The 19,663-nt window shown below is 60.7% G+C and carries 19 protein-coding genes and 1 pseudogene; 6 read left to right on the top strand and 14 right to left on the bottom strand.

Annotated features, from left to right (window positions below; genetic code table 11):
* Positions 1-103: 103 nt before the first annotated feature.
* Positions 104-946, bottom strand: coding sequence for a hypothetical protein (locus HV773_RS06595; RefSeq protein ID WP_115783791.1), 843 nt, complete (start codon positions 944-946; stop codon positions 104-106).
* A 188-nt stretch (positions 947-1,134) separates the two neighbouring features.
* Positions 1,135-1,827 (bottom strand): hypothetical protein, encoded by a 693-nt coding sequence (locus HV773_RS06590; RefSeq protein ID WP_115783790.1) that lies wholly within the window; start codon positions 1,825-1,827, stop codon positions 1,135-1,137.
* A gap of 308 nt (positions 1,828-2,135) precedes the next feature.
* Between HV773_RS06590 and HV773_RS06585 the strand changes: the two genes are divergently transcribed.
* Both HV773_RS06585 and HV773_RS06580 read left to right on the top strand, forming a co-directional pair.
* The gene (locus HV773_RS06585) at positions 2,136-3,032 is read left to right on the top strand and encodes a hypothetical protein (protein ID WP_175194383.1); all 897 of its coding nucleotides are present in this window, start codon (positions 2,136-2,138) and stop codon (positions 3,030-3,032) included.
* The gene (locus tag HV773_RS06580; protein ID WP_115783788.1) at positions 3,022-4,971 is read left to right on the top strand and encodes a phage integrase family protein; all 1,950 of its coding nucleotides are present in this window, start codon (positions 3,022-3,024) and stop codon (positions 4,969-4,971) included. Before HV773_RS06585 ends, HV773_RS06580 begins: the two co-directional genes overlap by 11 nt.
* A gap of 433 nt (positions 4,972-5,404) precedes the next feature.
* On the opposite strand, the gene HV773_RS06575 is transcribed toward HV773_RS06580, so the two are convergent.
* Both HV773_RS06575 and HV773_RS06570 read right to left on the bottom strand, forming a co-directional pair.
* Positions 5,405-6,379 carry a ParB/RepB/Spo0J family partition protein gene (locus HV773_RS06575; protein WP_115783787.1) on the bottom strand — a complete coding sequence of 325 codons (975 nt, stop codon included), beginning with the start codon at positions 6,377-6,379 and terminating at the stop codon, positions 5,405-5,407.
* The gene (locus tag HV773_RS06570) at positions 6,376-7,593 is read right to left on the bottom strand and encodes an AAA family ATPase (RefSeq protein ID WP_115783786.1); all 1,218 of its coding nucleotides are present in this window, start codon (positions 7,591-7,593) and stop codon (positions 6,376-6,378) included. The genes HV773_RS06575 and HV773_RS06570 overlap by 4 nt, the downstream gene beginning before the upstream one ends.
* A gap of 1,224 nt (positions 7,594-8,817) precedes the next feature.
* On the opposite strand from HV773_RS06570, the gene HV773_RS06565 reads away from it, so the two are divergent.
* From HV773_RS06565 to HV773_RS06555, 3 genes are all read left to right on the top strand, one after another.
* On the top strand, positions 8,818-10,314 hold the full coding sequence (locus HV773_RS06565; protein ID WP_115783785.1) for a replication initiation protein: 1,497 nt from the start codon (positions 8,818-8,820) through the stop codon (positions 10,312-10,314).
* Between the two features lie 204 nt (positions 10,315-10,518).
* Complete coding sequence (gene parS, locus HV773_RS06560) at positions 10,519-10,959, top strand: type II RES/Xre toxin-antitoxin system antitoxin (RefSeq protein ID WP_007731380.1); 441 nt, start codon at positions 10,519-10,521, stop codon at positions 10,957-10,959.
* A complete protein-coding gene (locus tag HV773_RS06555; protein ID WP_115783784.1) occupies positions 10,959-11,435 on the top strand; it encodes an RES family NAD+ phosphorylase in 477 nt (158 codons plus the stop codon). The genes parS and HV773_RS06555 overlap by 1 nt, the downstream gene beginning before the upstream one ends.
* A 215-nt stretch (positions 11,436-11,650) precedes the next feature.
* Here HV773_RS06555 and HV773_RS06550 read toward each other — a convergent pair whose 3' ends face one another.
* The 9 genes and pseudogenes from HV773_RS06550 to HV773_RS06515 all read right to left on the bottom strand — a co-directional run bounded on the left by HV773_RS06550 (position 11,651) and on the right by HV773_RS06515 (position 16,395).
* A complete protein-coding gene (locus HV773_RS06550; protein WP_115783783.1) occupies positions 11,651-12,184 on the bottom strand; it encodes a hypothetical protein in 534 nt (177 codons plus the stop codon).
* A 405-nt stretch (positions 12,185-12,589) separates the two neighbouring features.
* Positions 12,590-12,856, bottom strand: coding sequence for an XRE family transcriptional regulator (locus HV773_RS06545; RefSeq protein ID WP_115783782.1), 267 nt, complete (start codon positions 12,854-12,856; stop codon positions 12,590-12,592).
* Between the two features lie 31 nt (positions 12,857-12,887).
* Positions 12,888-13,112, bottom strand: a complete 225-nt coding sequence (locus HV773_RS37480) for a hypothetical protein (protein ID WP_425272062.1) — start codon at positions 13,110-13,112, stop codon at positions 12,888-12,890.
* Positions 13,113-13,266: 154 nt separating this feature from the next.
* Positions 13,267-13,434 (bottom strand): annotated as a pseudogene (locus tag HV773_RS37475) (DUF7673 family protein); the annotation flags it as partial.
* A gap of 199 nt (positions 13,435-13,633) precedes the next feature.
* Complete coding sequence (locus HV773_RS06535) at positions 13,634-13,879, bottom strand: hypothetical protein (RefSeq protein WP_162831547.1); 246 nt, start codon at positions 13,877-13,879, stop codon at positions 13,634-13,636.
* Between the two features lie 447 nt (positions 13,880-14,326).
* The gene (locus HV773_RS06530) at positions 14,327-14,689 is read right to left on the bottom strand and encodes a single-stranded DNA-binding protein (protein WP_115783781.1); all 363 of its coding nucleotides are present in this window, start codon (positions 14,687-14,689) and stop codon (positions 14,327-14,329) included.
* A gap of 45 nt (positions 14,690-14,734) precedes the next feature.
* Entirely contained in the window at positions 14,735-15,034 is a 300-nt protein-coding gene (locus HV773_RS06525) for a hypothetical protein (RefSeq protein ID WP_097397482.1), read from the bottom strand.
* A 51-nt stretch (positions 15,035-15,085) separates the two neighbouring features.
* The gene (locus HV773_RS06520; RefSeq protein ID WP_115783780.1) at positions 15,086-15,919 is read right to left on the bottom strand and encodes a DUF932 domain-containing protein; all 834 of its coding nucleotides are present in this window, start codon (positions 15,917-15,919) and stop codon (positions 15,086-15,088) included.
* A gap of 62 nt (positions 15,920-15,981) precedes the next feature.
* Positions 15,982-16,395, bottom strand: a complete 414-nt coding sequence (locus tag HV773_RS06515) for an antirestriction protein (RefSeq protein ID WP_115783779.1) — start codon at positions 16,393-16,395, stop codon at positions 15,982-15,984.
* A gap of 220 nt (positions 16,396-16,615) precedes the next feature.
* On the opposite strand from HV773_RS06515, the gene HV773_RS06510 reads away from it, so the two are divergent.
* The gene (locus HV773_RS06510) at positions 16,616-18,670 is read left to right on the top strand and encodes a ParB/RepB/Spo0J family partition protein (protein ID WP_115783778.1); all 2,055 of its coding nucleotides are present in this window, start codon (positions 16,616-16,618) and stop codon (positions 18,668-18,670) included.
* A 344-nt stretch (positions 18,671-19,014) separates the two neighbouring features.
* Here HV773_RS06510 and HV773_RS06505 read toward each other — a convergent pair whose 3' ends face one another.
* A complete protein-coding gene (locus HV773_RS06505) occupies positions 19,015-19,536 on the bottom strand; it encodes a hypothetical protein (RefSeq protein WP_162831546.1) in 522 nt (173 codons plus the stop codon).
* Positions 19,537-19,663: the final 127 nt, after the last annotated feature.

Here is a 19,663-nt window from a genome sequence, read left to right as displayed (position 1 = left end):
CCCCGGTTCACCGAAACGATGCCTGCGCGCGTCGCGCCGCATTTCCCATCGCGTCTAGATCTGTTCCTGTTGACTTTGCATGACCATGTGCATACATCCGGGATCAGCGGAGTCCAAGGCGGTGGTGTTCATTCAGCAGGTACGAAATGTAGCTACGCGTGAGGTCGCATATGAGGCGCGCTTCGACGTCGCTCAGTTCGTATGCATCGTTGAGCACCGTACCGTGCCGCACGCCACCGCCGCCAGGCGCCGAGAGGTAGCCGTGCAGCGTTTCCATCCACGAAGCAACCTGCCCCAGCATGCGTCCACGGTTGAACTTCTTCAGGTCGCCAATGATCCGGTTGAAGTATTTGCCCTGCACCGTGCCGTCGCCGTGGCTGCTTCCTTCGAAGGCTGTCGAAATGGTTTCCAGAAGCCAGAGTATTTCCTGAACCGCCTGACGGGAGCGCCCGCTGTTGAGCAGCTCTTCGGACTGCGCGAGCGAGCGCTGGATCAATTCGTTGGCCTGGGTGTCGAGCGATGGGACGTTCTGCGGCACGGACACAGCCGAGACGATGGTGCCGACGATCAGTCGCGGCGGGTCGATCGCATACCCGCTCGGTGCCAGCACGCTGTTGACATAGACCCACGGCGGCTGGCCAATCTCCGGGTGCAGCCGCGCGAGGTCGCTCATCGCATCGTGCAGCGCTTCGACGAAGAGAGCCGCGTTGTCGGCCGCATACCCCATATAGGACCGCAGGTCACTCTCGGCCCAGCTCTCGTTCGAACTGCGCGTCGCGGTCCGGCCCGACGCTTGTGCAAAGCGTCGCTTGAACAGTTCGTAGACCGTCTGCGGATTGGCCTGGGAGGCCAGACGGGCGATGATCACCGAAAACACGTCGTCCAATAGGTCGGACGGGAATTCACCCGGCGACGTGTAGCGCAGTGCGCTGTCGAACTGGAGCATCCTTCCTCCCCTCCTGTGCATGATCCCTGCGGCACGCGTACTGTGTGCCTGCGGACCGCTGCCGCATGCGGCGAGCGGCCGTCCCGATGCTAGCAGATCGGATACCGGTTCAGCGCGAGGAAGCCATCTACCGGACCCTTCGCCCGCAGGGACAGCGTGGCGCGAACGACGGCGCGAAGCGGTCGTACTTACGCCACTGGCTTGTCGCCCATCAGTGCCCGCAGTTCCGCCGCGAGATCGCCGATCGCTTTCGTGACGGGGCCCCGAACAGTCTGTTCGATTTCCATCCACTTCAGGGGACGCTCAGGGTCGTGCTGGTTCAGCGCGACCGTCCACTGGAACAGGTTGGCGTTGCTGACGAGCATCTGGCGGATCTCGACGATCTTGGCTTCAGTCCGCTGGGACAGGAAGATCTGCTTCTCGCTGAGCACCTTGTCGAAGGCTTCCGATGCGTCGGCGACTTCCTTAAGCAATGCTTGTTCGTCGACGCCGACCGGCCGGAACGCGGCGGTCAGTCGTCCGAGCGCGATGTGGAATTTGAGCAGCGGGGCGTGTATGGCGGCGATCGCTTCGAACCGGCGCGTGGTGAGCGCATTGAGCAGCGTGTTGCGTTCGGCCGCCGTCGCGGCCAGTTGCGAGCGCAGCCTTTCCAGCTCGACGTCGCCTGCCGCCTTCAGACTGGCCTTGTGGACTTCGAGCCGCATATCGGCGTCCCCCTTCAGTTGGGCCTTCAGGGTTTCGAGCTTCCCGGCGTATTCCGACTGGATCGCCCCCTTCAGCCGCTCACTGATCCAGGAGCGCAGAAGAAAGGCCAGTGCGCTGACCAGGGCGCTGCTGCCGAGGACCGAGGTCGCGACGGTCAACCAGTTCATCTCATCCATATTTGTATTCCCGTTGTGTGGTCGTTCTCACCCGCGCGGAAGCCCGCGCGCGCCTTTTCGCATGCGAAAGGCGACGTGGGCCCTGCCCTGTTGCTTTTCAAGGTCTGCGTGTCCCGGCGGCGCAAGAAAAACCCGCCGTTTCCCCGCTGCAGCAAAATCGCTACATCTGATAACTGGAGTTATCACGAGTGATGATTTTCCTTGGCAGATTTGCCCCACTCCGCCATACTTCGCCGGAAGGCCCGCCCGGCAACACTTCCAGCCATTCGGCGGACAGGCAACTCAACCGGGAAGACGCCACTCGCACGATGACGACCAACGAGACCTACAGTTACACGGAGCTGACGACGCACACCGAGCAGACAATCCAAGCGCTCATGGACCGGGCGGGGAAGCTGCAGTTGCCCAAGGCGCAGCGTCAGCAACAGACCAGCATGGCCCACGGAGCTTTGGCCCTGTGGCACCGTCTCGTCGGCGGACTGTCCGACCCGTCCTCCCCGAATCACACCGACCAGGTGAAGGCTGATCACGAGCGGCTGAAGGCGCTGATTCGCCGCCCGTCGGCGGTGACACCTGAGGCGTCAAGCGAAGTCCACCCCAACGGTCACCTCGGCCGGACACCGCCGACGCGGCGCACGTACGGACTGCACTGGCACCGCGTGCAACGTTCCGTTCGCAACGTACTGGCGCCGTCTTTCGGTACGCGCCTCGCCGATGATGCGATCGACTGGCACGACATGTGGGAGGACGTCGCGACTTCGACCTTCATCCATCTTCATCAGTTGAAGGACTGGTTCCCCGAACCGGTGAACGAGCAGGCCAATGCGTACATCGACGAACACGAGCCACTGCAGATCTGTGCCGACTTAGCGAATACGGCCAAGCACGCGTGGCTCGACCCGGCAAGGGGCGGCACCCGCGCGAACGTGGTCGCCCGACCGGGGGGGCCAGCGATCACTATCCCGCTCGGCCGCTCAGCGCCTGGGCACGTATCGCGGGCAAAAGTCGAGATCCGGATCGCGCTCGAACGTGGTGGAGCGGCGTCGCACCTGCCGGCGGTCGAACTGGTCGGCCAGTGCTTTGAACTCTGGCGGCAGTTCATCGTGGAGCATGTCGCCGCTGGGGAGCTGGACAACGTGGAGCACGGAAGCGTCTGGATCAACGAAGGGGGCCGCCTGCGACCGAGGACTCCCGATGACCGGTAGCCGGCCGGCACACGCTGGCGCGGCCCGTCGCCTGACCCGGCAGCACTTCGCGCTCTATCGCGGCTGGCTGGAAGGCGCAGCGGTCGGGGGACTCCACGCCGCGTACGGCGAGCCCGGCACCGACGTGCGTGTCACGCGCCGACTGATCGCAACGCTGCGCGACACGCTGGCCGTCGCGGCGCGGCGCGCATGCGACCTCGAGGCGGCGCACCTGCTGCGGCTGAAACCGGGCAGCATTCCGTTGGCTGAACTGCACGCTCGGGATGACGTCCCTACGCTCGAAGCCTACCGCGCGCAGGTGGACCCCGACGGCTTCTATTCCGAGGCCGAGCTCCTGCAACTGTACCGGGGTGATTTTCCGCCGCCGCCCTCGGCCGCCCTTGACCGGAAAATCGCCCGCAATGCGCGGCTGCGCGCCCGCCAGGCCGCGGCGCTCGAGCGCATGGAACGCGCGCTGGTTCAGGACCCTGCGCCAGAGCACCCGCTCGACGGCTGGTTCGAGCCGGAGGTCGCGGCGCGCCTCGCCGCCGCGGGGCTAACCACCCTCGCCGACCTGCTCGCGCTGATCCAGCGCCGCCGGCAGCGCTGGTACACCGCCGTGCCCAGGCTCGGTCCGAAAGGCGCGCAGCGCATCACCGACTGGCTGGATCTGCACGCGCGCTCGTTAGACTGCATCCTCTCGCCGCTGGCGACCACGCCACGCCGGCAGCTCGCCGTGGGCCATCCGGTGCTCACCCGGCCGGTCGTCAGCGCCGACGTGGCGCCCCTGGAGTCGCTGCGCGTGCCGCCCGAACTGGATGGGTCGCACGGCCTGAACCGGGCGCCCGTGCCCGCCCACCAGGCGGAACTCGCCACCGACCTGGACGCCGTCAACGCGTGGATCGCGATCCGCGGCGAACGCAGCGCGCACACCGCCCGCGCCTACCGGCGCGAAGCCGAGCGGCTGCTGCTGTGGGCGATCATCGTGCGGCGCAAACCGCTGTCTTCGCTCAATACGCTGGACTGCCGCGACTACATCAATGGCTTCCTGGCCGACCCGCAACCCGCTGACCGCTGGATCGGCAACGGCAAGGCCGAGCGGTTCGACACGGCCTGGCGGCCGTTCGCCAAGAAACTGCCGCCCGCGAGCCGGGAGACCGCCCGAAAGATCCTGTCGGCCCTGTGCAGCTGGCTGGTGGAGGAGCACTACCTGCTGGTCAACCCGTTTCACGGGCTGCAGAAGGTGGACAGTGCGAAGCCGCTGGTCGACGTGACCGGGCGCACGCTCACGCACGCCCAGTGGCGTTTTGTGCTCCAGACCGTCAGCCGGCCACTGAACCTGCCCGGCGGCTCGCTCGCCGACCAAAGGGACTGTTTTGCGCTGCTGCTGGCGTATGCGACCGGGCTGCGCCGCACCGAACTGGCCACCGCCACCACCGGCGCGCTGTCGCGCAAGGCACTAGATGCGGCCCTCGAGGACGCCTGGACCCTGCGGGTCATGGGCAAGGGCAGGCGCGAGCGGCAGGTGCCGATGCCACACCGGCTGATGGAGACGCTCGCGGCGTCGCTGCCGCTGCGGCCGACGCCCTGCACGCTCGAGACCGCGCCCGCTGACACGCCGCTGATCGCCCACCTGAAAACCGGCAAGCCCCTGACGCCCGACGCGCTGGCCCGGCTGTACAAAGCCATCTTCAGGCGGGCCGCGGACGCGCTCGCGCCCAGCTACCCCGGTGCCGCGGCGGACCTGAAACGGGCCAGCACGCACTGGCTGCGCCACACGCATGCGAATCACGCGCTCGACGCCGGCAGCGACCTGCGGGACGTGCAGACGGGCCTGGGCCACGCCAGTCTCGGCACGACGACCCTTTACACCAAGGGCGACGCGGCCCGGCAGTACCGCGCGGTGGAGCGGTTTTTTGAGGCAGCGCTGGAGGATGCTGCCGCCGCATCGCCAGTCTGATCCGGCCGAAACCGGCTGATCAAGCCTTACCATCTGTGCCGTCCGCATAGTCAATGCCGCTAACAGGAGTTAGCGGCATTGAAGCGAAAAAAGCGGCCCGTCGGCGGCCGATCGCGCGGACCGCTTCGCGATGGGGGCAGAGCCGCGACGGACGGCCAGACATCAACACACCCCCGCGATTCTAAACAGCAGGGATCTAGCCTGACTGTTTTGTTTGCTCACTGACAGCAGTTTGAGTGTGTCAGTAATACTGACACGGCAGTTGTTCACCGGAGGTGCGTGCAGGTCGACACTCGGGCGAGTCCCGCAGAAGTGAAACCGCGGGTTGTTCGGTTTGGGGGCTGTGTCAGTATTACTGACACCAACCCGACGTTCTACAGGCACAAAAAAGCCCGCTCGAGGCGGGCTCTTCGATGGCGGCTGCGTCGGACGGTCAGCGCGGCTCACCCTTGTACAGATCACTTATTAGTTGCCGGATTCGAGTCTCTTGCGCCTCGGTCAACGACGCGGTTTTGATTTTGACCGTGAAATTGTTGACGTCCTTGGTTATGCTTCCAGCTTGGTCCTTGCCAGCGAAAAACTTCTCAATGAGACGCTCCCGAGCCGCTGTCCCGGTCGCGCGACGTGTGACCATGGCGGCGATTGCTGGAGCGAATTTGCCTTGGGCCAACTCGCCTTTCACCACGTCGGGCCACAATTCTCGCGCTGCCAATTCAGCGTCCGCCCCGTGCTTCTTCAGAGCAGAAACTACCTCCTCAGCTGCGTTGCAACCGAGAAGACCAGGCTGCAAATCGAGGTCATTCTTGATGAAGTCAGGCAAATTTTGAAACGCGAGAAACTGGTACAGGCCTGTGCGCGACAGGCCCAGTGATTCCGCCAAACGCTTGCGACTCGGAAACTCAGTCTCAGACCGCCGGATGGAGATGGCAACCTCATAGTCAGACAGGTCGTCCCGTCCCAAATTCTCGACAAGCGCCAAGACAATCATGTCTTGGTCGGAGCATTCGATCACTACTGTCTTGATATTCTCAAGCCCAAGCATCTTATGTGACCGCCAACGGCGTTCCCCGGCGACAATCTGGTACGCCGACTCGACGCGCCGAACAACGATGGGTTGCATGAGCCCCACTTCGCGAATCGATTCCGCGAGCTCAGACAGTTTGGTTTCATTGAAAACTCGCCGCGGCTGCCAGGGATTTGGGACGATGGCGGAAACAGGCAATTGCGACGACGTGCCCGTCGACTCGAGTTCCTGCACCCTCAATTGCGCAGCCGCCAATGCCCCGGCCATACCCGGCGCGGTCTCTGTGCGACTCGCGCGCCGGCCAACGTCGGGGGTTCTTTCCGCCGTCGAGCGAAGACCGGCGGTCTTAGCCAGCATCTGGTCACGAATATTGCCGTTGCTCATTGTGCCGGCCTCCATTGTTGGACGAACATGTCATCGACCCATCGGCAGTAGTCGACGAGCGGCTGTCTTACCCGCGCCAAGGACTTGGCCTGGCTGTGCGAGCTGCTGATGTCAAATACGGTAGTGAACGCAAGCGCGCCCGAACTCATCACGGAGCTAGCTGGAACCTCGAACTGGGACAGCCAGTGCCGGTAAGCGCCCTGCGCCCAAGTGCGGACGACAGGAGCCGCGGAAGTGGTGCTGTAATTCACACGCGTCAGCAGGACGGACACGAAGTCATACTTTTTGTTGGATTCGTATTTGATAAAGGACTTTGCGACGTCGGAGAAAAGCCGCCAGAACGAAAGTGAGCTGAAAAAGTCGAGATTTTCCGGGACCATGGGCATCACCATCGCGTCCGCGGCTAACAGGGCGTTCAGATTCAGGTACGAAAGAGACGGCGACGTGTCCAGAATGATGTAATCGTAATGCGTGCGCAAAGGCGCGAGCCCGTCGCGCAGCACCTGCCAGAATTTGAAGCCAGGAATCTTCATCTGCATTGCTGGGAGGTGATACTCCGCACCGACTAGCTCAGTATGAGCAGGGATGATGTCTAGCCCGTCCCAATAAGTCTTCTGCACCTTCGCCAGTAGGCCGCCCTCTACCTTCTGGTCATAGATATAAGGGAGTACCGTGTCGTCAGCAAAGACTTCCTTCTCGGCATACAAGCCACACAGCTCCGAAAGGGAAGCTTGGGGGTCGAGATCAACTACGACAACCTTTCTCCCGCGCAAGCTCAGCCCTTGGGCGAGACACATAGCTGACGTCGTTTTGGCCGAACCGCCCTTGAGCTGTGAGGTAACGATCACTTTGCCCTCAAAGTCACTCGGACCGACTACCAGCGGCGTCTGGTAAATGTCCGATACCTTCTGTACCCAGTTTCGAGCTTCAACCAATGTAAATAGACGACTACGGCTTCGGCCAGTGCCTGTCGACTGCCCCTCCGGCAACACACCGTCCCCCTTCGTTGCAAGATATTGCACTTGCTGACGCGTCAACCCACATAGCTCGGCGACTTCTCCCGTAGTGAACACCGGCGCTTCCTTGCGCGGGCGCGGCGCTATAATCTGGTCTCGCAATTCAGTTGCATAATCGGTGACGACGTCCGCGAAATCGGAGATTTCCTCAAGCGTTACGGTTCGGTCTATCGGCATCGGTTGACTGACATTGGCCATTTCTGAGTTTTCCCTGAAAATTGAAGCTAAACGGAGAATACAGGAAAAACGCAGAAACATGCTTGTTTCATCGTCTGAATTCTGAAGAGTCGCCCGTAAGCCACTGTTTTCTATATATTCACTCACCCAGTCCCAGCGCGGACAGAAGATGAGTCTCCGCCATTGCAGGTACAAAATCTCTCACCTTTGACGAGCTACACGAGCCGAGGTGAGCGTATTCCCGTCAAGGTACTAAGAAACGAAGTAATCGGGCTGCTGCCGCAGTTAGGAAAAATCAGACATGTCGAGGCAGAAAAGCGGGCCTGCGGCACGCAGAATGGCGTCTCCACACCGTGTCCATCTCACATTCGCCTTTCACTAACCACGAACCAGAGCTAAAGGTGAGAGATTGTGTACCTAGTTTGCCTAGTTGCCCATGCACCAGCATATTGAGCACAAAGTTTCTCATCCTACGGATGCACGGATGCTCGCCACGGAAGCGCATTTCCATTGGCCATCGGCGGCCTAACGAATAGGTGGGAGATTTCGTACCGTGCGCTCCTTGTGCAATCTCAAAGCCAAACCACGCGTACAAAATCTCTCACCTTTCGAAGAGCAACTTCAGCTATATCCGAGCAGCCGATGTGCTGACTGTTCCGACCTCACTGGCGCTTGACGACGGCTGCTTTTGTGCCGCGAATTCGGCGAGGCCAATTAGCAATCACCGGTCGTATCTTGCCAAAGCGCCTGTCCGCGACCATCCGCGTCATGCTCTTTCAATAGGGCAATGAACTGGTCACCCGTTTGTAGGTTGTTTTATAAAAAAAACGAACCTACAAACTAACAGGGAAGATTGGGATCCTTTAAAATCAACAGGTTAACACCTGTGGGGTGAGAGTTGATGTGTCAAAGGTGAGAGATAATGTACCTCGCAGGTGAGAAATCAGAAGGGTAAAAAGTGAGACTCCGTGGACCCGAAGGTGAGAGAAGGTGCCATAGCCGGTCCCGAGGTGAGAGATTTGGCGGCAGGTCTGTGGATAAGCGGGCGGAATCCCGGCCGCGCAGAGGTTTGGGCGCACGTGTCTGAATTGACGGTGAGACTTGTTGTACCGAAGGTGAGAGATGTTGTACCCGCGGTCGTCGACGGCGCGAAAGGTGAGACGCATCCATTGACATCTCACCTTTATATGCTTAGAGTCTGCTGAAATTTTGGCTTAAGAATAGCTGCATTTTCAGGGAACAGGCATGGCCAGCAGCGTCGAACGGCGAGTGACCCCGCTTCAATATGCGCTTGACCTTTTCGTCGAAATGGCGCCGACACGCGGGTCTATCAATGAGGCCGTCTCTGACAAGGATATCGGCTATCAAAAGAACCGGGTCTTTGCCCGCATTATTGGCCTCGGTCTATCCGCTAGGCGTTTCGTTGACGCCGCCTACTTTATCGTCGCGCAGGAACCTGAAGTCCAGGAAGCCTACGATGTCACCCTCAGCTTTTTCAAATGGCTGATGCGCTATGACAGTAAAAACAAGAAGCATTTTTCCAGCGTCATTCGTAGCGTCAAATCTTCCATGCTCGAAGTGACAAGCGCGCCAGTCTTGTCGGTCGATTCGGCTGGACGGATGGTGGAAGAGTCCGTTGAAAGCGGTGAGGAAAAGGGCAGGGCAGTCGATGATGAGGCGGATGACCACGACTTGGTGGTCGAAAATGAGGATGGCGACTGGCTTGAGCTGATAGGCCGCGTCAGTGTCAGAAATGGTCGGATTCGATTCAGGGTGCCGGTTGAGCTGCAACGCCTCATCAAGGACCCCCAGAATTCTTACTGGACTAGCCTGTTAATCACCTCGAGATTTACGCTTATCTATGCGCGCGCAATCTACGACCATGTCCTGCCATTTGTTCCGAACGCGGTAACGGAGTGGCTGCCGCTGGACCTCGTTAGAAACCTGCCCGGAAAGTCATGGGCAAACAACGCTGAATTCAAATACTTCAAGCGTGATTACCTAGAGCCAGCCGTGAGCCAAATCAACGAGCTGTCTGACATCGAGCTGTCGTATGAAACCCGGGCAGGGACTCCGGGTTCGCGAAAGAAAGACCAGATTCGCTTCAGGCTCAAGCGCAAGGAGGCAGCTGTGGCCTCCAAGGCGGATATGCTCAATTCGGTAGCGCTTTTCATGACGCTGCAGAACGAATTCGCGCTGTCCGAAAAGCAGTTTGAGACAATCGCGCAGAACCGGGCAGTGTGGACCGATGAGCGCATTCAACAGGCCATCGAATACACCCGGTGGAGAATCCGACAGGGCGACAAGATTAAAACGGCTGCGGGGTACATGATGAAAGCCCTTTCGGACAACTACCGAGTGTCCGAAGCCGATAAGCAGGTTGAGTTAATTCAGGCGCAACTGGTTGACGCGGCGACGGTTCAACAGGACTCCAATTCCAACATTCAAAAAGCGGTAGCTGCCAACTTGGCGGCAGCTAACGCCGCAGCCGAACACCGTCGACACGAAGAGATTCGCCTCGCGCGCGAATACTTTGACACGGCAGACAAGAAGAAACGGGAGGACCTTGTCCGCAAGTTTGTCGCATCGAGCACTATGGGGCTCCGGGCGATTGAACGCCAGATGCTTAAACCTGCCCAGGTAACAGAGGCGAACATCCTGACCTTTCCGGATATCGCCAATACGTTTGGTTCCTTTGTTGCCGGCGAACTTAGAAAGGCCGCGCGAGTGCAACGCAAGTAGAGGCAAAGGTGCACTTCCTCCGTCTCGGGTACAACATCGCGTTCAAATTACAAACACGTTCATGGCACACCCCCCAAGGGGTTTTGGCGCAATCTCTCGCTGAAAGTAGCCGGCAGTCCCGCCCGGACCGGCGACGCCCCAGCAGCAGCTACCGTCTCTGCCATTTTGGTATAAAATAGATGCCAAATGGCAGGAGGTGAAACCGTGAACGTCATCGAGAAGGTATCAGCCGATTCATTACTGGGAGGCCGGTCGGTATTTCCGCGTTCTCCCCGATCCGGCCTTGAATGGGTGGAGGTCGTCCGCCACGGCATTTCGTCGCGGGCGCTGGACGCGATGCTCAAATCCATCGGACTTTCGCAAGCAGAACTGGCGCAGGCGCTCGATATCCCGGAGCGGACCTTGGCGCGTCGCAAGCGGGAAGGGGTGTTGAGCCGTGAGGAGTCAGCCAAGCTGCTGCGACTCGCGCGTGTCGCAGCGCGCGCTGCCGAGGTGTTTGACGATCTCGACCTGGCACTCGCCTGGCTTAAGATGCCGGTTGCTGCCCTGGAAGACGCCACGCCACTGAGTCTTGTCGATACCGACATTGGCACCGATAGCGTGATGGATACGCTGGGACGCATCGAGCATGGCGTGTTTGCGTGATGTTCACGGCATGGCGGGTGGTGACTGAACGATATGCGGATACCGCTTTTTCTGGGGAAGGAGCGCGATTGTACGGTGGCCGGTGGAATCCCAAAGGCGTCGCGATGGTGTATACGGCGCAGACGCAATCGCTCGCGCTGCTCGAGATGTTGGTCCAGGATTCACCGCTGCGCGCCCGCTATGTGATGATCCCGGCCACTATCCCGGAGAAAATCGTCGAACGTATCGATCCCGCCAGTTTGCCTCGCGACTGGCGGGACATTTCAGCGCGGGCCGAACTGCAGCAACTTGGATCGGCGTGGGAGCGGAAGCGAACCAGCGCCGTGCTGGCTGTTCCCAGTGCGGTCGTTCCTGCAGAATCCAATTATTTGCTCAATCCCAATCATCCGGACTTCGCGCTCGTCCTGGTTGGAGCGCGTGATGAGTGGTTGACCGACCCTCGGTTATTGCGGCGCGCTGCTGCGAAGGGATCGTGACGAGCATTTCGTGTGGCAGTGGCAAGCGGACGATGGCGTGTGATCAACCAACCCGCCGGCCATGCTTCGCGGGGTGCCGCCATTCAAGGTGCCTGTGCGTTGTCAAAACCGATTACATCATGCGTTTAGGGACGTCGCCTGTCACGGACCACCACTGGCGGAACCGGTCCTGCAGGTTCTTGAACTGGCTCGTGCCGATCCAGTCAGTAGGGGGATTATTTTTCGTTACGGTCACGGTCGATGTAACGGTTAAATGCGGCTTCGTCGTCGTAAAGCGACCTCGAAAACGTGTCGTCGGCCCAGTCGATCATGCGCTCGATCACCGCGCGCCGGGACAGGCCGAAGTGCGCGCCCAACCGCTCCAGCGCGAAAAACTGGGTGCCAGTCATCGTCAGGTGCAGACGCCGCTCGCCAGAATCGGCGTCTTCCTGACGCGGAAGCCGTCCGAGGACTGTCGCCACGTCAGAAGGAGCTTGGGCAGACGGCTTCGCCCGTGACACAGTCTTAAGCTCGCGCCGCGCCTGTACCAGTTCACCACGCAGCTGCTCGCACTCCCGCACCAGGGCGTCATGGGCGTCGGCAGGCGGAGGGGTATTTTTCGTTACAGTAACGGATTTTGTGTGCGCGCCATGTCGGGCTCGCCACGCTGCCTGACGCTCAGCGTTCGACATCGCATCCGGTTTCCGTGGCCGGCCACGGCCACGCTTTTCCGTGATGCCGGTTACCTTGTCGTTTGCCGGTGAAGGCATGATCCATCCTGGTGCGGTTGACCAAATCTATTTTACGTTATACATAACGATAAATATGCTATTTCGTTACGCGTAACAAATGTGCACAAGCTGCCTTGCACGGCATGTATTCATCCGGGCAGATGGTTGCAGGTGTCGGGTCCCAGCCCGGGTGTCGTTCCCCGGAGAGGATCGCTCACGGCGCAAAGCCGGTTGCAACCCGACATGGCATCGCTCTTTTTTCGTTTTGTTACCTGACACACTCGGGGAGGCCGTCAGGGAAGAGGGCATCTGAAGACTCGGAAATACTGGGATGGCCCCAGCCTCGCGTACGTAAACGTCCGAATCTTGAAGGGGCACCCCGATTAGTCGCGCCCCCGGCGTGATACAGGAACCGCAGGATTGCGAATCATCAGCGTATCGAGGCTACTCTTCTGTTTCCCAGATATGGCCAAATCCGGCGGCATGGCAGAGTAGCGCCCATGCGGAATAGGGGATTTCATTTTCGCCGCTGATCCAACGACGTATCTGCCGCCCGCTCTTGTCAGCGAGGTCCAGAAATTCCGCTGCACTACGTCCCGTAAAACCGGCCAGCCGCACTACCTCCTGGATTTCTGCCCCGGTCGGTTTGGCCCAGTAGATCGCGGGCTGCAAGCATTCGCGTCGGATTGTCGTGTTTGTGTCAACTGCCATATGCTTTCCCCCTGGTACTCTTACGTTCGTCTCAACTACTGGCGCATAAGGCGTGCGCCCGGAATCTAAAGCCACTGCGGCCGCAGTTCGCCTTCCTACATGTCGAGTGGCCCTTCGTGCCACTCACGCGGCCGCCAGGCCCCGCGATGCAGGTAGATAAGATCGCGGCTATACGCTCCGAGGCGCCAGTTGAAAAGTCTAGTTCGATCGGCTGCTGGCGTGCAGGGTTCCCGTCGATCACCGCTACCAGCGTCATATCGCGATAACCTGGTGCTTCCTGATACGTCACATAGCTGGCCTGATAGCGTTCGCCATGAAGCGGCGCCGGCTCTGGCCGGACGTTTGTCCAGATTCCAGCGCGTGATTATCTGCTGCCGGCGCCGCTCACCGCCAGGAAAATAGCCGTGCACTTCACCAGTCGGGCGGTGGTCGAGTCGCAGCACGGCGAGACAGTGCTCGAACAGATCGTCGTCCGGCGCCCGCAGCGCCGTGAGGTCGAGACGGTAGTCGGTGCCGTTGTACAGGCCCGCGAGAAATTCGGCGACGGTCTCCGCCTGTTCGGTGTCGCCTTCGGCCATGTCAACGAGCTGCAGGAGCGAATCGAGGCCGCGGTCACGATCGCCAGCGCGGATCTCCGCTGCGCGCTGCGCCGGCGTCTGGCCGCCGTGCGCGTTCGCAAAAAACTCGGCGATGGTGTGCTGGAATGCCTCGAGGAGGTGCTCGGGCACGTCGCTGGTAATCCGGTGCGTTTTCGGCCGGGGCGCAATGTTCATGGTGTTACCTTGATTGTCCGGAGTAGGAGGATTCGGCCTCGTACCCGCGTTCGGTGATAAAAGCGGCGATGCCGAACGGCACTGTTGCATCGACGGCATCGGCCAGCGCAAGCCCGACAACCATGCCGCCGAAACATTCGCGACGGTACCCAACGCCAGTTCCTCGCGTCCGTTCGCGCCAGGCCACAACCATGTGCACCTCGAGACGTGCCAGTCCGTCTGCACCAGCGTAAATCGTTCTCTCTTCCATCTCTGGTCCTGTTGATTGAGTCCGTGTACGGGATCGTACGACAGCGCTGGCCTCGAAGGTCCGCAAGCCGATCCTGGATCCAGCCCCCACGGCTTCGCCGCGGAGGAAACACGCAGCCTGCGGCTGCTTGACGACCCCGGCTGCGGTTCGCTTGCGCTGTACCGGATCGTCCCGGCGCTACTGCGCCGCGCCGGCGCTCTCCCCACGCCTACTGGCGCGGGTCCCCGTGCGCCTCGATCCGGGCGCGCCGGCGCGCGCGTGACGCCTGCGGTTATCCGGACTCAAGGTTTGGCAGGAAGGGGGTGCCCTTTCCGGACGCCTGGGACGCCCATGCCGCTGAGGCTATTTCGGCCAGGCATGGGCCGGAAGGAACCACCGCAGCCCACGGTTTCAGCGTCATCTCCTGTACTGATCAACAGCCCCGGCATGAACCGGGGCCACCATGCATCATTCCTGACGCCGCGCCAGTTGCGCCCGTTTGAGTTCACCGGGCGCGCCGAAGTCGAAGTTATCGACCGTGAAGTTGTATCCGTAACGCTCGATGCCTTCACCGTCCGTGAAATCGTTGTTCGACAGCTTCGCCTCAACGATCAGTTGATCGCCCTTCAGAACGTTTCTGGCGATGGCCCCACCGCGCGAACCAAAGGCGGTGAACTGGATTCTCACCTGACGCTCTTTCGCTTCACCGCTGCCTTCGTCGCGACCGGCGTACTCGTTGAAAATCAGGGTGAATTTCGTCACCTTCGAATCACCGTGATTCGCAAGCACAGGGGCGGCGGCAACACGGCCAGTAAAGAAAAGCTTGTTCATGATTTGTACTCCTGACAGTTTGAATGAAACAGAGGGCAACTTTCGTTAAAATCCTGACTCGGGTAGGGCAGGCTGCGGGGCACGGGGCGGCACACGATGAAACTCGGAGAGAGCGTTGCGGGCTATCGCGCGCAACTCTTCCCGGTGCATGTCGATTGGGTGCCCGTCGCGGTCCAGCATGTTGGCAATCCGGTCGAGTGCTTCGGCGGAGCGCGCGGCGGCATCGGCGGACAAGGCCATGCGGAACAGTTCCGCGCGCACCAGGGAACGATCGCCGTATTGATAGACGGCCAGCAGCGGAAGGAGGGCGGTCAGCCACGTTGGGCGGATGTGAGCGGTATCCATGTCGGTTTCCATAGTTGAGGTCATGCCCGGCGCGAAGGCCGGGCGCACCTGTCATCCGCGCAGGCGGCACAGTTCGTCGGCGAGCACCCAAAGGGCGCGGTTGAGCCTGATGTTCTGGTCAATGCCGGTGACGGCGCGGGTTGTGGTTGCCCGCCCATTCGCGTTACGACCGCGCAGGCCGCCGTTGATCATGTTTTCCTGCACGCGATTGAATGTCGTCCATAGGTCCGGTGCGCGATCCTCCATGCGATGCGGTGTTAATAGTTGCTGCTCAGTGATGGGCGCGGGCTTCTCGTCGTCGTACCGCAGCGCAAGCGCGGCCCGTGCGAAAGCGGTCTGTTCGCCGTCGGTCAATGCCAGACCGGCCATCCCCTCTCGCTGATGGGTCGCTGCCTCAAAGCTGTCGAGCACCTTGAACGCCCCCTCGATTACCTGGCCGACTACGTCGCCCTTATGAGGCACGCGGATATCACCAATGGTGTCCCCGCAGACCATACCGTTCTGGCACACAAACCGGAACATCCCGGCGAGCATCTGGTAGCTGCTGCTGCCATCATGGCTGTTCAGAAGGATGATTTCGTTGGCTTCGCGGCCCGTGACCTGGTCGGCGTGGCGCAGGCGGACCAGATGTTTTGTGTGTGCGCGCTTGTCGTCGGCGCGTACGCGGGTCTGACAGGCCATGAAGGGTTGAAAACCTTCCTTGCGCAGGCCGTCCAGTACATCGCTGGTTGGAATGTAGGTGTACCGTTCCGAGCGACTTTCGTGCGCGGACAGCGCGAAGATCGACGGGGCAACCTCTGCAATCTCGTCATTCGTCAGCGGGCGATCCGATCGTGTGCCAACTGCGTTGCGTCCGAAGCGGCTTGTCAGGTAAGTGGTATCCATGCTGTTCCCCAATATCAGGATCAGCCCCAGCCCACAGGCTAGGGCCGTGAGTGGTCAATGCGTCAGTCGATGGCGCGCAGAATGTTGGCGGCCTCTACGTGCTGCGCCGCGTAGGCCCGCAGCGCGTGGTAGTGGTCAACGATCCTGTCATCGCCGCACTTTTCCGCGAGATGGCACAGGGCAAACAGCGTGACGACGATGCCGAACGCGTCAGCGCCCATCGTGTCGCTGTAGCCGTTCATGTGCCACCGCACATGCACCCGTCCGCAATTCGCTGGAGCCATATAGAAGCCGCTGTTCGACAACTGGAAGAAGTCCCACGAACCGCCCTTGTAGGCACTCGAAAGGCGGGCAGCCCAGTCGTACACCAATGCCTCGCCCCGAAGGTATTGCGCGCCCAGGTAGTGAGGAAGGAAATTCAGACGCAACTCATCGACAACGACTGCTGACGAGATTCTGGTTTCATTGTCAATCACGGTTATCTCCGGAAATGGGCCGCAGCGGAATGCCGGGCCACGCTTTTATATTAGGTCGTATTGACCGTTACATCAAGATTTTAACGATCCCATGTTTCAATCATAAAGATAAATCAATTTAAAATATAAATCGAATAATTACGTGCTATAAGGGCAATTCGACCTATCATATCAGTGTGGCCCGGCATTCCGCTGCGGCCCATTTCCGGAGGCATCCATAATGGAAGTCGTTGAAATCCGTGTAACTGAATCCGTTCTCGAAGCTAACTTCGGCAACGAAGCGCAGATCGAATACGTCCCGTACGGACGGCTGTGCCGCTCACCGCTGAATATCCGCAAAAAGGCACCCACCGGCATCGAGGCGCTGGCCGGAACAATTGCCGGGAAAGGACTGATACAGAATCTCGTCGTGCATGAGATGAAAGGCCGCGCGAAGGTGCCGAAGCTCGGCGTGTGCGCCGGACAACGGCGGCTCGCTGCGCTGGACCTGCTGTTTTCGCAGGGGCACATTACTAAGGATTACCTGGTGCCGGTGCTGATCGTAAGTGATGGCGAGGCGGTGGCTGCGTCGCTGATCGAGAACCGGGAACGGGAAGCCATGTCGATCGCAGATGAAAGCGTAGCGTTCCGCCTGCTCACGGAGGATGGCAAAAGTGTGGCCCACGTCGCGGCGCTGTTCAAAGTCTCCGAAATGGTGGTGCGCCGTGCACTGAAAATTTCGAACCTCGCTCCGGCGCTGCTTGACCTGCTGCGCGACGACAAGCTGGATTATGAGCAGGCGAAGGTGCTTGCACTGGCCGACGATCACGCGACGCAGGAACGCGTGTGGAACGATGCCCCAAATGCCTGGCAACGCCGACCATCCGAACTGCGCGCAGCGCTGACGAAAGCGGAGCTCGACGCCAGCGAGAATCCGCTCGCGAAGTTTGTCGGGCTAGACGCTTACGAGGCGGCAGGCGGCTACGTGCGTCGCGATCTGTTTTCCGACGACCAGAACGCCGGATACATCGCGGACGCTGACCTGCTGCATCGCCTGGCAACTGACCGCCTGATCGAGCTATCCCAAGCCGTGGCCACTGAGGGCTGGTGTTTCGTGGAAACGCGGACCCGCTGTGACCAGGCCGAACTGTTCCAGTACGACCGGATCGCATCGACCACGCGCAAGCCGACCAAAGCGGAAAAGGCCGAGCTTGCGAAGCTTGTTGCCACGCGCGACGAGGCGAAGGCCGCGCTTGATGCGTATTACGCCGATCAGGACGGCGAGGAAGACGAGGCGCTTTGGGAAAAGCTGGACAACGCGCTCAACGATGCTTCGGCTGCTGTTGACGCCTATGCCGAGCGCTTCGAAACATTCGCCGCCGACGACATGAAGCAGGCCGGTGCGTTCGTCGCCATTGACGAGGACGGGAAGGTGCAGATCACGCGCGGCCTGCGGTGCCGGGAAATCAACGACGCAGACGCGGGCAGTATCGCTCACTTCGCGCATGCGCAGCGAAATCGCGACCTGCCCGCGAAGGCCCGGCCCCTGCACGGCGAAAAGCTGTGCAAACGGCTTACCGCGCACCGCACGGCTGCGGTACAGATCGAGCTTGCGCAGCAGCCGACCGTTGCGCTGGCCGTGCTGATGTACCGGATGATTCCGGCTGTGTTCGATGACGTGTACCGACAGTCATACATCGACCATGCGGTGCGGATCGACGTGCATACATCGCGCGATGCGCTGGTGTCGAACGCCGACGACATGGCCGACAGCGCTGCATGGAAGGCGTTTGAAGGCGAGCGGGCGAAGTGGAGCCGGATGCTGCCGAAGCGCACCGATGAACTGCTCGCGTGGCTGCTGCAACAGGATGTGGACGTGATGTCAAACCTGTTTGCATTCTGCGTGGCCGCGACGGTAGACAGCATCAGTCCCGTTGACCGGGCGCACCCGGTCAACGAAGTGGCGAACACGCTGGAACTGGACCTCACGCGCTACTGGAAGCCAACGCGTGCAGGGTATTTCGAGCACGTCCCGAAAGATCGTATCGTGACCGTCGTCGGCGAGACGGTTTCGCCGCAGGCCGCAGGCGAACTGCGCGGGCTGAAAAAGGGCGATGCCGCAGCTGCCGCCGAGCTTCGCATGACGGACGCGGGCTGGTTGCCGGAAGTGCTGCGCAACCGTGAGGTGCCGGAACACGTCACGTACGGCCAATGGGAGGATGACGGGGAAAGCGATGCCGATAGCACGCAGGATGAGTGCAACGACGGGGACGCGGAGGAAGCCGAAGTCGCCTGAGCCGTGATGCACTTCGCGTAAGTGCGGGTTGTCACATGCCGCCGTCCGGGTGAACGCCCGGGCGGCTTTTTGCTTTACGGGTTCTGCACAGGAAAAAAAGAAGCCGGTACGCAGACCGGCTTTCCGAGGCTCCTACCGCATGGCTTTGGGGACTAGGCAGGGGCAGGGCGATTGTGCCAAGGAGCACGCCTGAAGGCGCCGCGTTTTGCGAAACAGAATGTAACTGCGTGTGCGAACCAGGGTGGTATCGCGCGCGCCGCGCGCCCGTATCGAGGGCCACGGGGACCCATGCAGGATGCATGGGGAGCGGCCCGACCCGGCGCAGTGCGGCGGGCCGATGCGGCTCAGGGTTTCGCGTGCTGAGGGTATTTTTTCTTGAGTGCATCAATATCGGCATTGCTCACGCGAGGTTCGCCGTACTGTTCGGCGTAGAGGCGGTTCAACTGCATGCTTGAGAGGTGGGGATTCTCAGACTGCAATTGCTCGAAGGTTTTGATGCGAGTCTGTGCCGGTGCCGGTGCATCGGTCGTGGGAGGGGTAGGCTTGTGCGTTTCGAGAGGGGCTGTCGCTCGGGAGGCTGTAACGGGGGGCGGGGCGCTGGGGCGGGCTGCCGCAGCGCCGGATTTGCTGCCGGAATCGGGCGGAGAGGTGATCTTTCGAAGCCTGTACAGGGTTCCGTGAAACGTCCGAAGGGAGATATCGAGTCCCTGTTCGCGCAAGGTATTCAGGATATCAGCGGCGGGAACGCGAGCGGCGAGCGCCGCCTCAATGTCCGGAAGGAGGGCCTTGAGATGGGAAGCTTTACTGCGTTTCGGGCTTGTGCTGGCAAGGCGGCGCAGCGCGGAAGCAAGTTGTTCGTGATCCATTGGGGAAATGGCGAATAAATGTAGTATGGACGTAGTATGAATGACGACAGCATGTAGGGGCAAGGTTGTATTGGGTAGTACTCCCACGCAATGCGTGATGTACTGGTGTAGTAGGGGCGTAGAATAT

This window comes from Paraburkholderia caffeinitolerans (assembly GCF_902859945.1).
Taxonomy (GTDB): domain Bacteria; phylum Pseudomonadota; class Gammaproteobacteria; order Burkholderiales; family Burkholderiaceae; genus Paraburkholderia; species Paraburkholderia caffeinitolerans.
Note: the sequence above shows the minus strand (reverse complement) of the source record. Positions and strands in the feature narration are given on the sequence as shown.

What these genes read in the sequence shown, in the direction of transcription:
- HV773_RS06595 (WP_115783791.1), bottom strand. Translation starts at nt 946, where the DNA reads ATGCTCCAGTTCGACAGCGCACTGCGCTACACGTCGCCGGGTGAATTC.
- HV773_RS06590 (WP_115783790.1), bottom strand. Translation starts at nt 1,827, where the DNA reads ATGGATGAGATGAACTGGTTGACCGTCGCGACCTCGGTCCTCGGCAGC.
- HV773_RS06585 (WP_175194383.1), top strand. Translation starts at nt 2,136, where the DNA reads ATGACGACCAACGAGACCTACAGTTACACGGAGCTGACGACGCACACC.
- HV773_RS06580 (WP_115783788.1), top strand. Translation starts at nt 3,022, where the DNA reads ATGACCGGTAGCCGGCCGGCACACGCTGGCGCGGCCCGTCGCCTGACC.
- HV773_RS06575 (WP_115783787.1), bottom strand. Translation starts at nt 6,379, where the DNA reads ATGAGCAACGGCAATATTCGTGACCAGATGCTGGCTAAGACCGCCGGT.
- HV773_RS06570 (WP_115783786.1), bottom strand. Translation starts at nt 7,593, where the DNA reads ATGGCCAATGTCAGTCAACCGATGCCGATAGACCGAACCGTAACGCTT.
- HV773_RS06565 (WP_115783785.1), top strand. Translation starts at nt 8,818, where the DNA reads ATGGCCAGCAGCGTCGAACGGCGAGTGACCCCGCTTCAATATGCGCTT.
- HV773_RS06555 (WP_115783784.1), top strand. Translation starts at nt 10,959, where the DNA reads ATGTTCACGGCATGGCGGGTGGTGACTGAACGATATGCGGATACCGCT.
- HV773_RS06550 (WP_115783783.1), bottom strand. Translation starts at nt 12,184, where the DNA reads ATGCCTTCACCGGCAAACGACAAGGTAACCGGCATCACGGAAAAGCGT.
- HV773_RS06545 (WP_115783782.1), bottom strand. Translation starts at nt 12,856, where the DNA reads ATGGCAGTTGACACAAACACGACAATCCGACGCGAATGCTTGCAGCCC.
- HV773_RS37480 (WP_425272062.1), bottom strand. Translation starts at nt 13,112, where the DNA reads ATGACGCTGGTAGCGGTGATCGACGGGAACCCTGCACGCCAGCAGCCG.
- HV773_RS06535 (WP_162831547.1), bottom strand. Translation starts at nt 13,879, where the DNA reads ATGGAAGAGAGAACGATTTACGCTGGTGCAGACGGACTGGCACGTCTC.
- HV773_RS06530 (WP_115783781.1), bottom strand. Translation starts at nt 14,689, where the DNA reads ATGAACAAGCTTTTCTTTACTGGCCGTGTTGCCGCCGCCCCTGTGCTT.
- HV773_RS06525 (WP_097397482.1), bottom strand. Translation starts at nt 15,034, where the DNA reads ATGGATACCGCTCACATCCGCCCAACGTGGCTGACCGCCCTCCTTCCG.
- HV773_RS06520 (WP_115783780.1), bottom strand. Translation starts at nt 15,919, where the DNA reads ATGGATACCACTTACCTGACAAGCCGCTTCGGACGCAACGCAGTTGGC.
- HV773_RS06510 (WP_115783778.1), top strand. Translation starts at nt 16,616, where the DNA reads ATGGAAGTCGTTGAAATCCGTGTAACTGAATCCGTTCTCGAAGCTAAC.
- HV773_RS06505 (WP_162831546.1), bottom strand. Translation starts at nt 19,536, where the DNA reads ATGGATCACGAACAACTTGCTTCCGCGCTGCGCCGCCTTGCCAGCACA.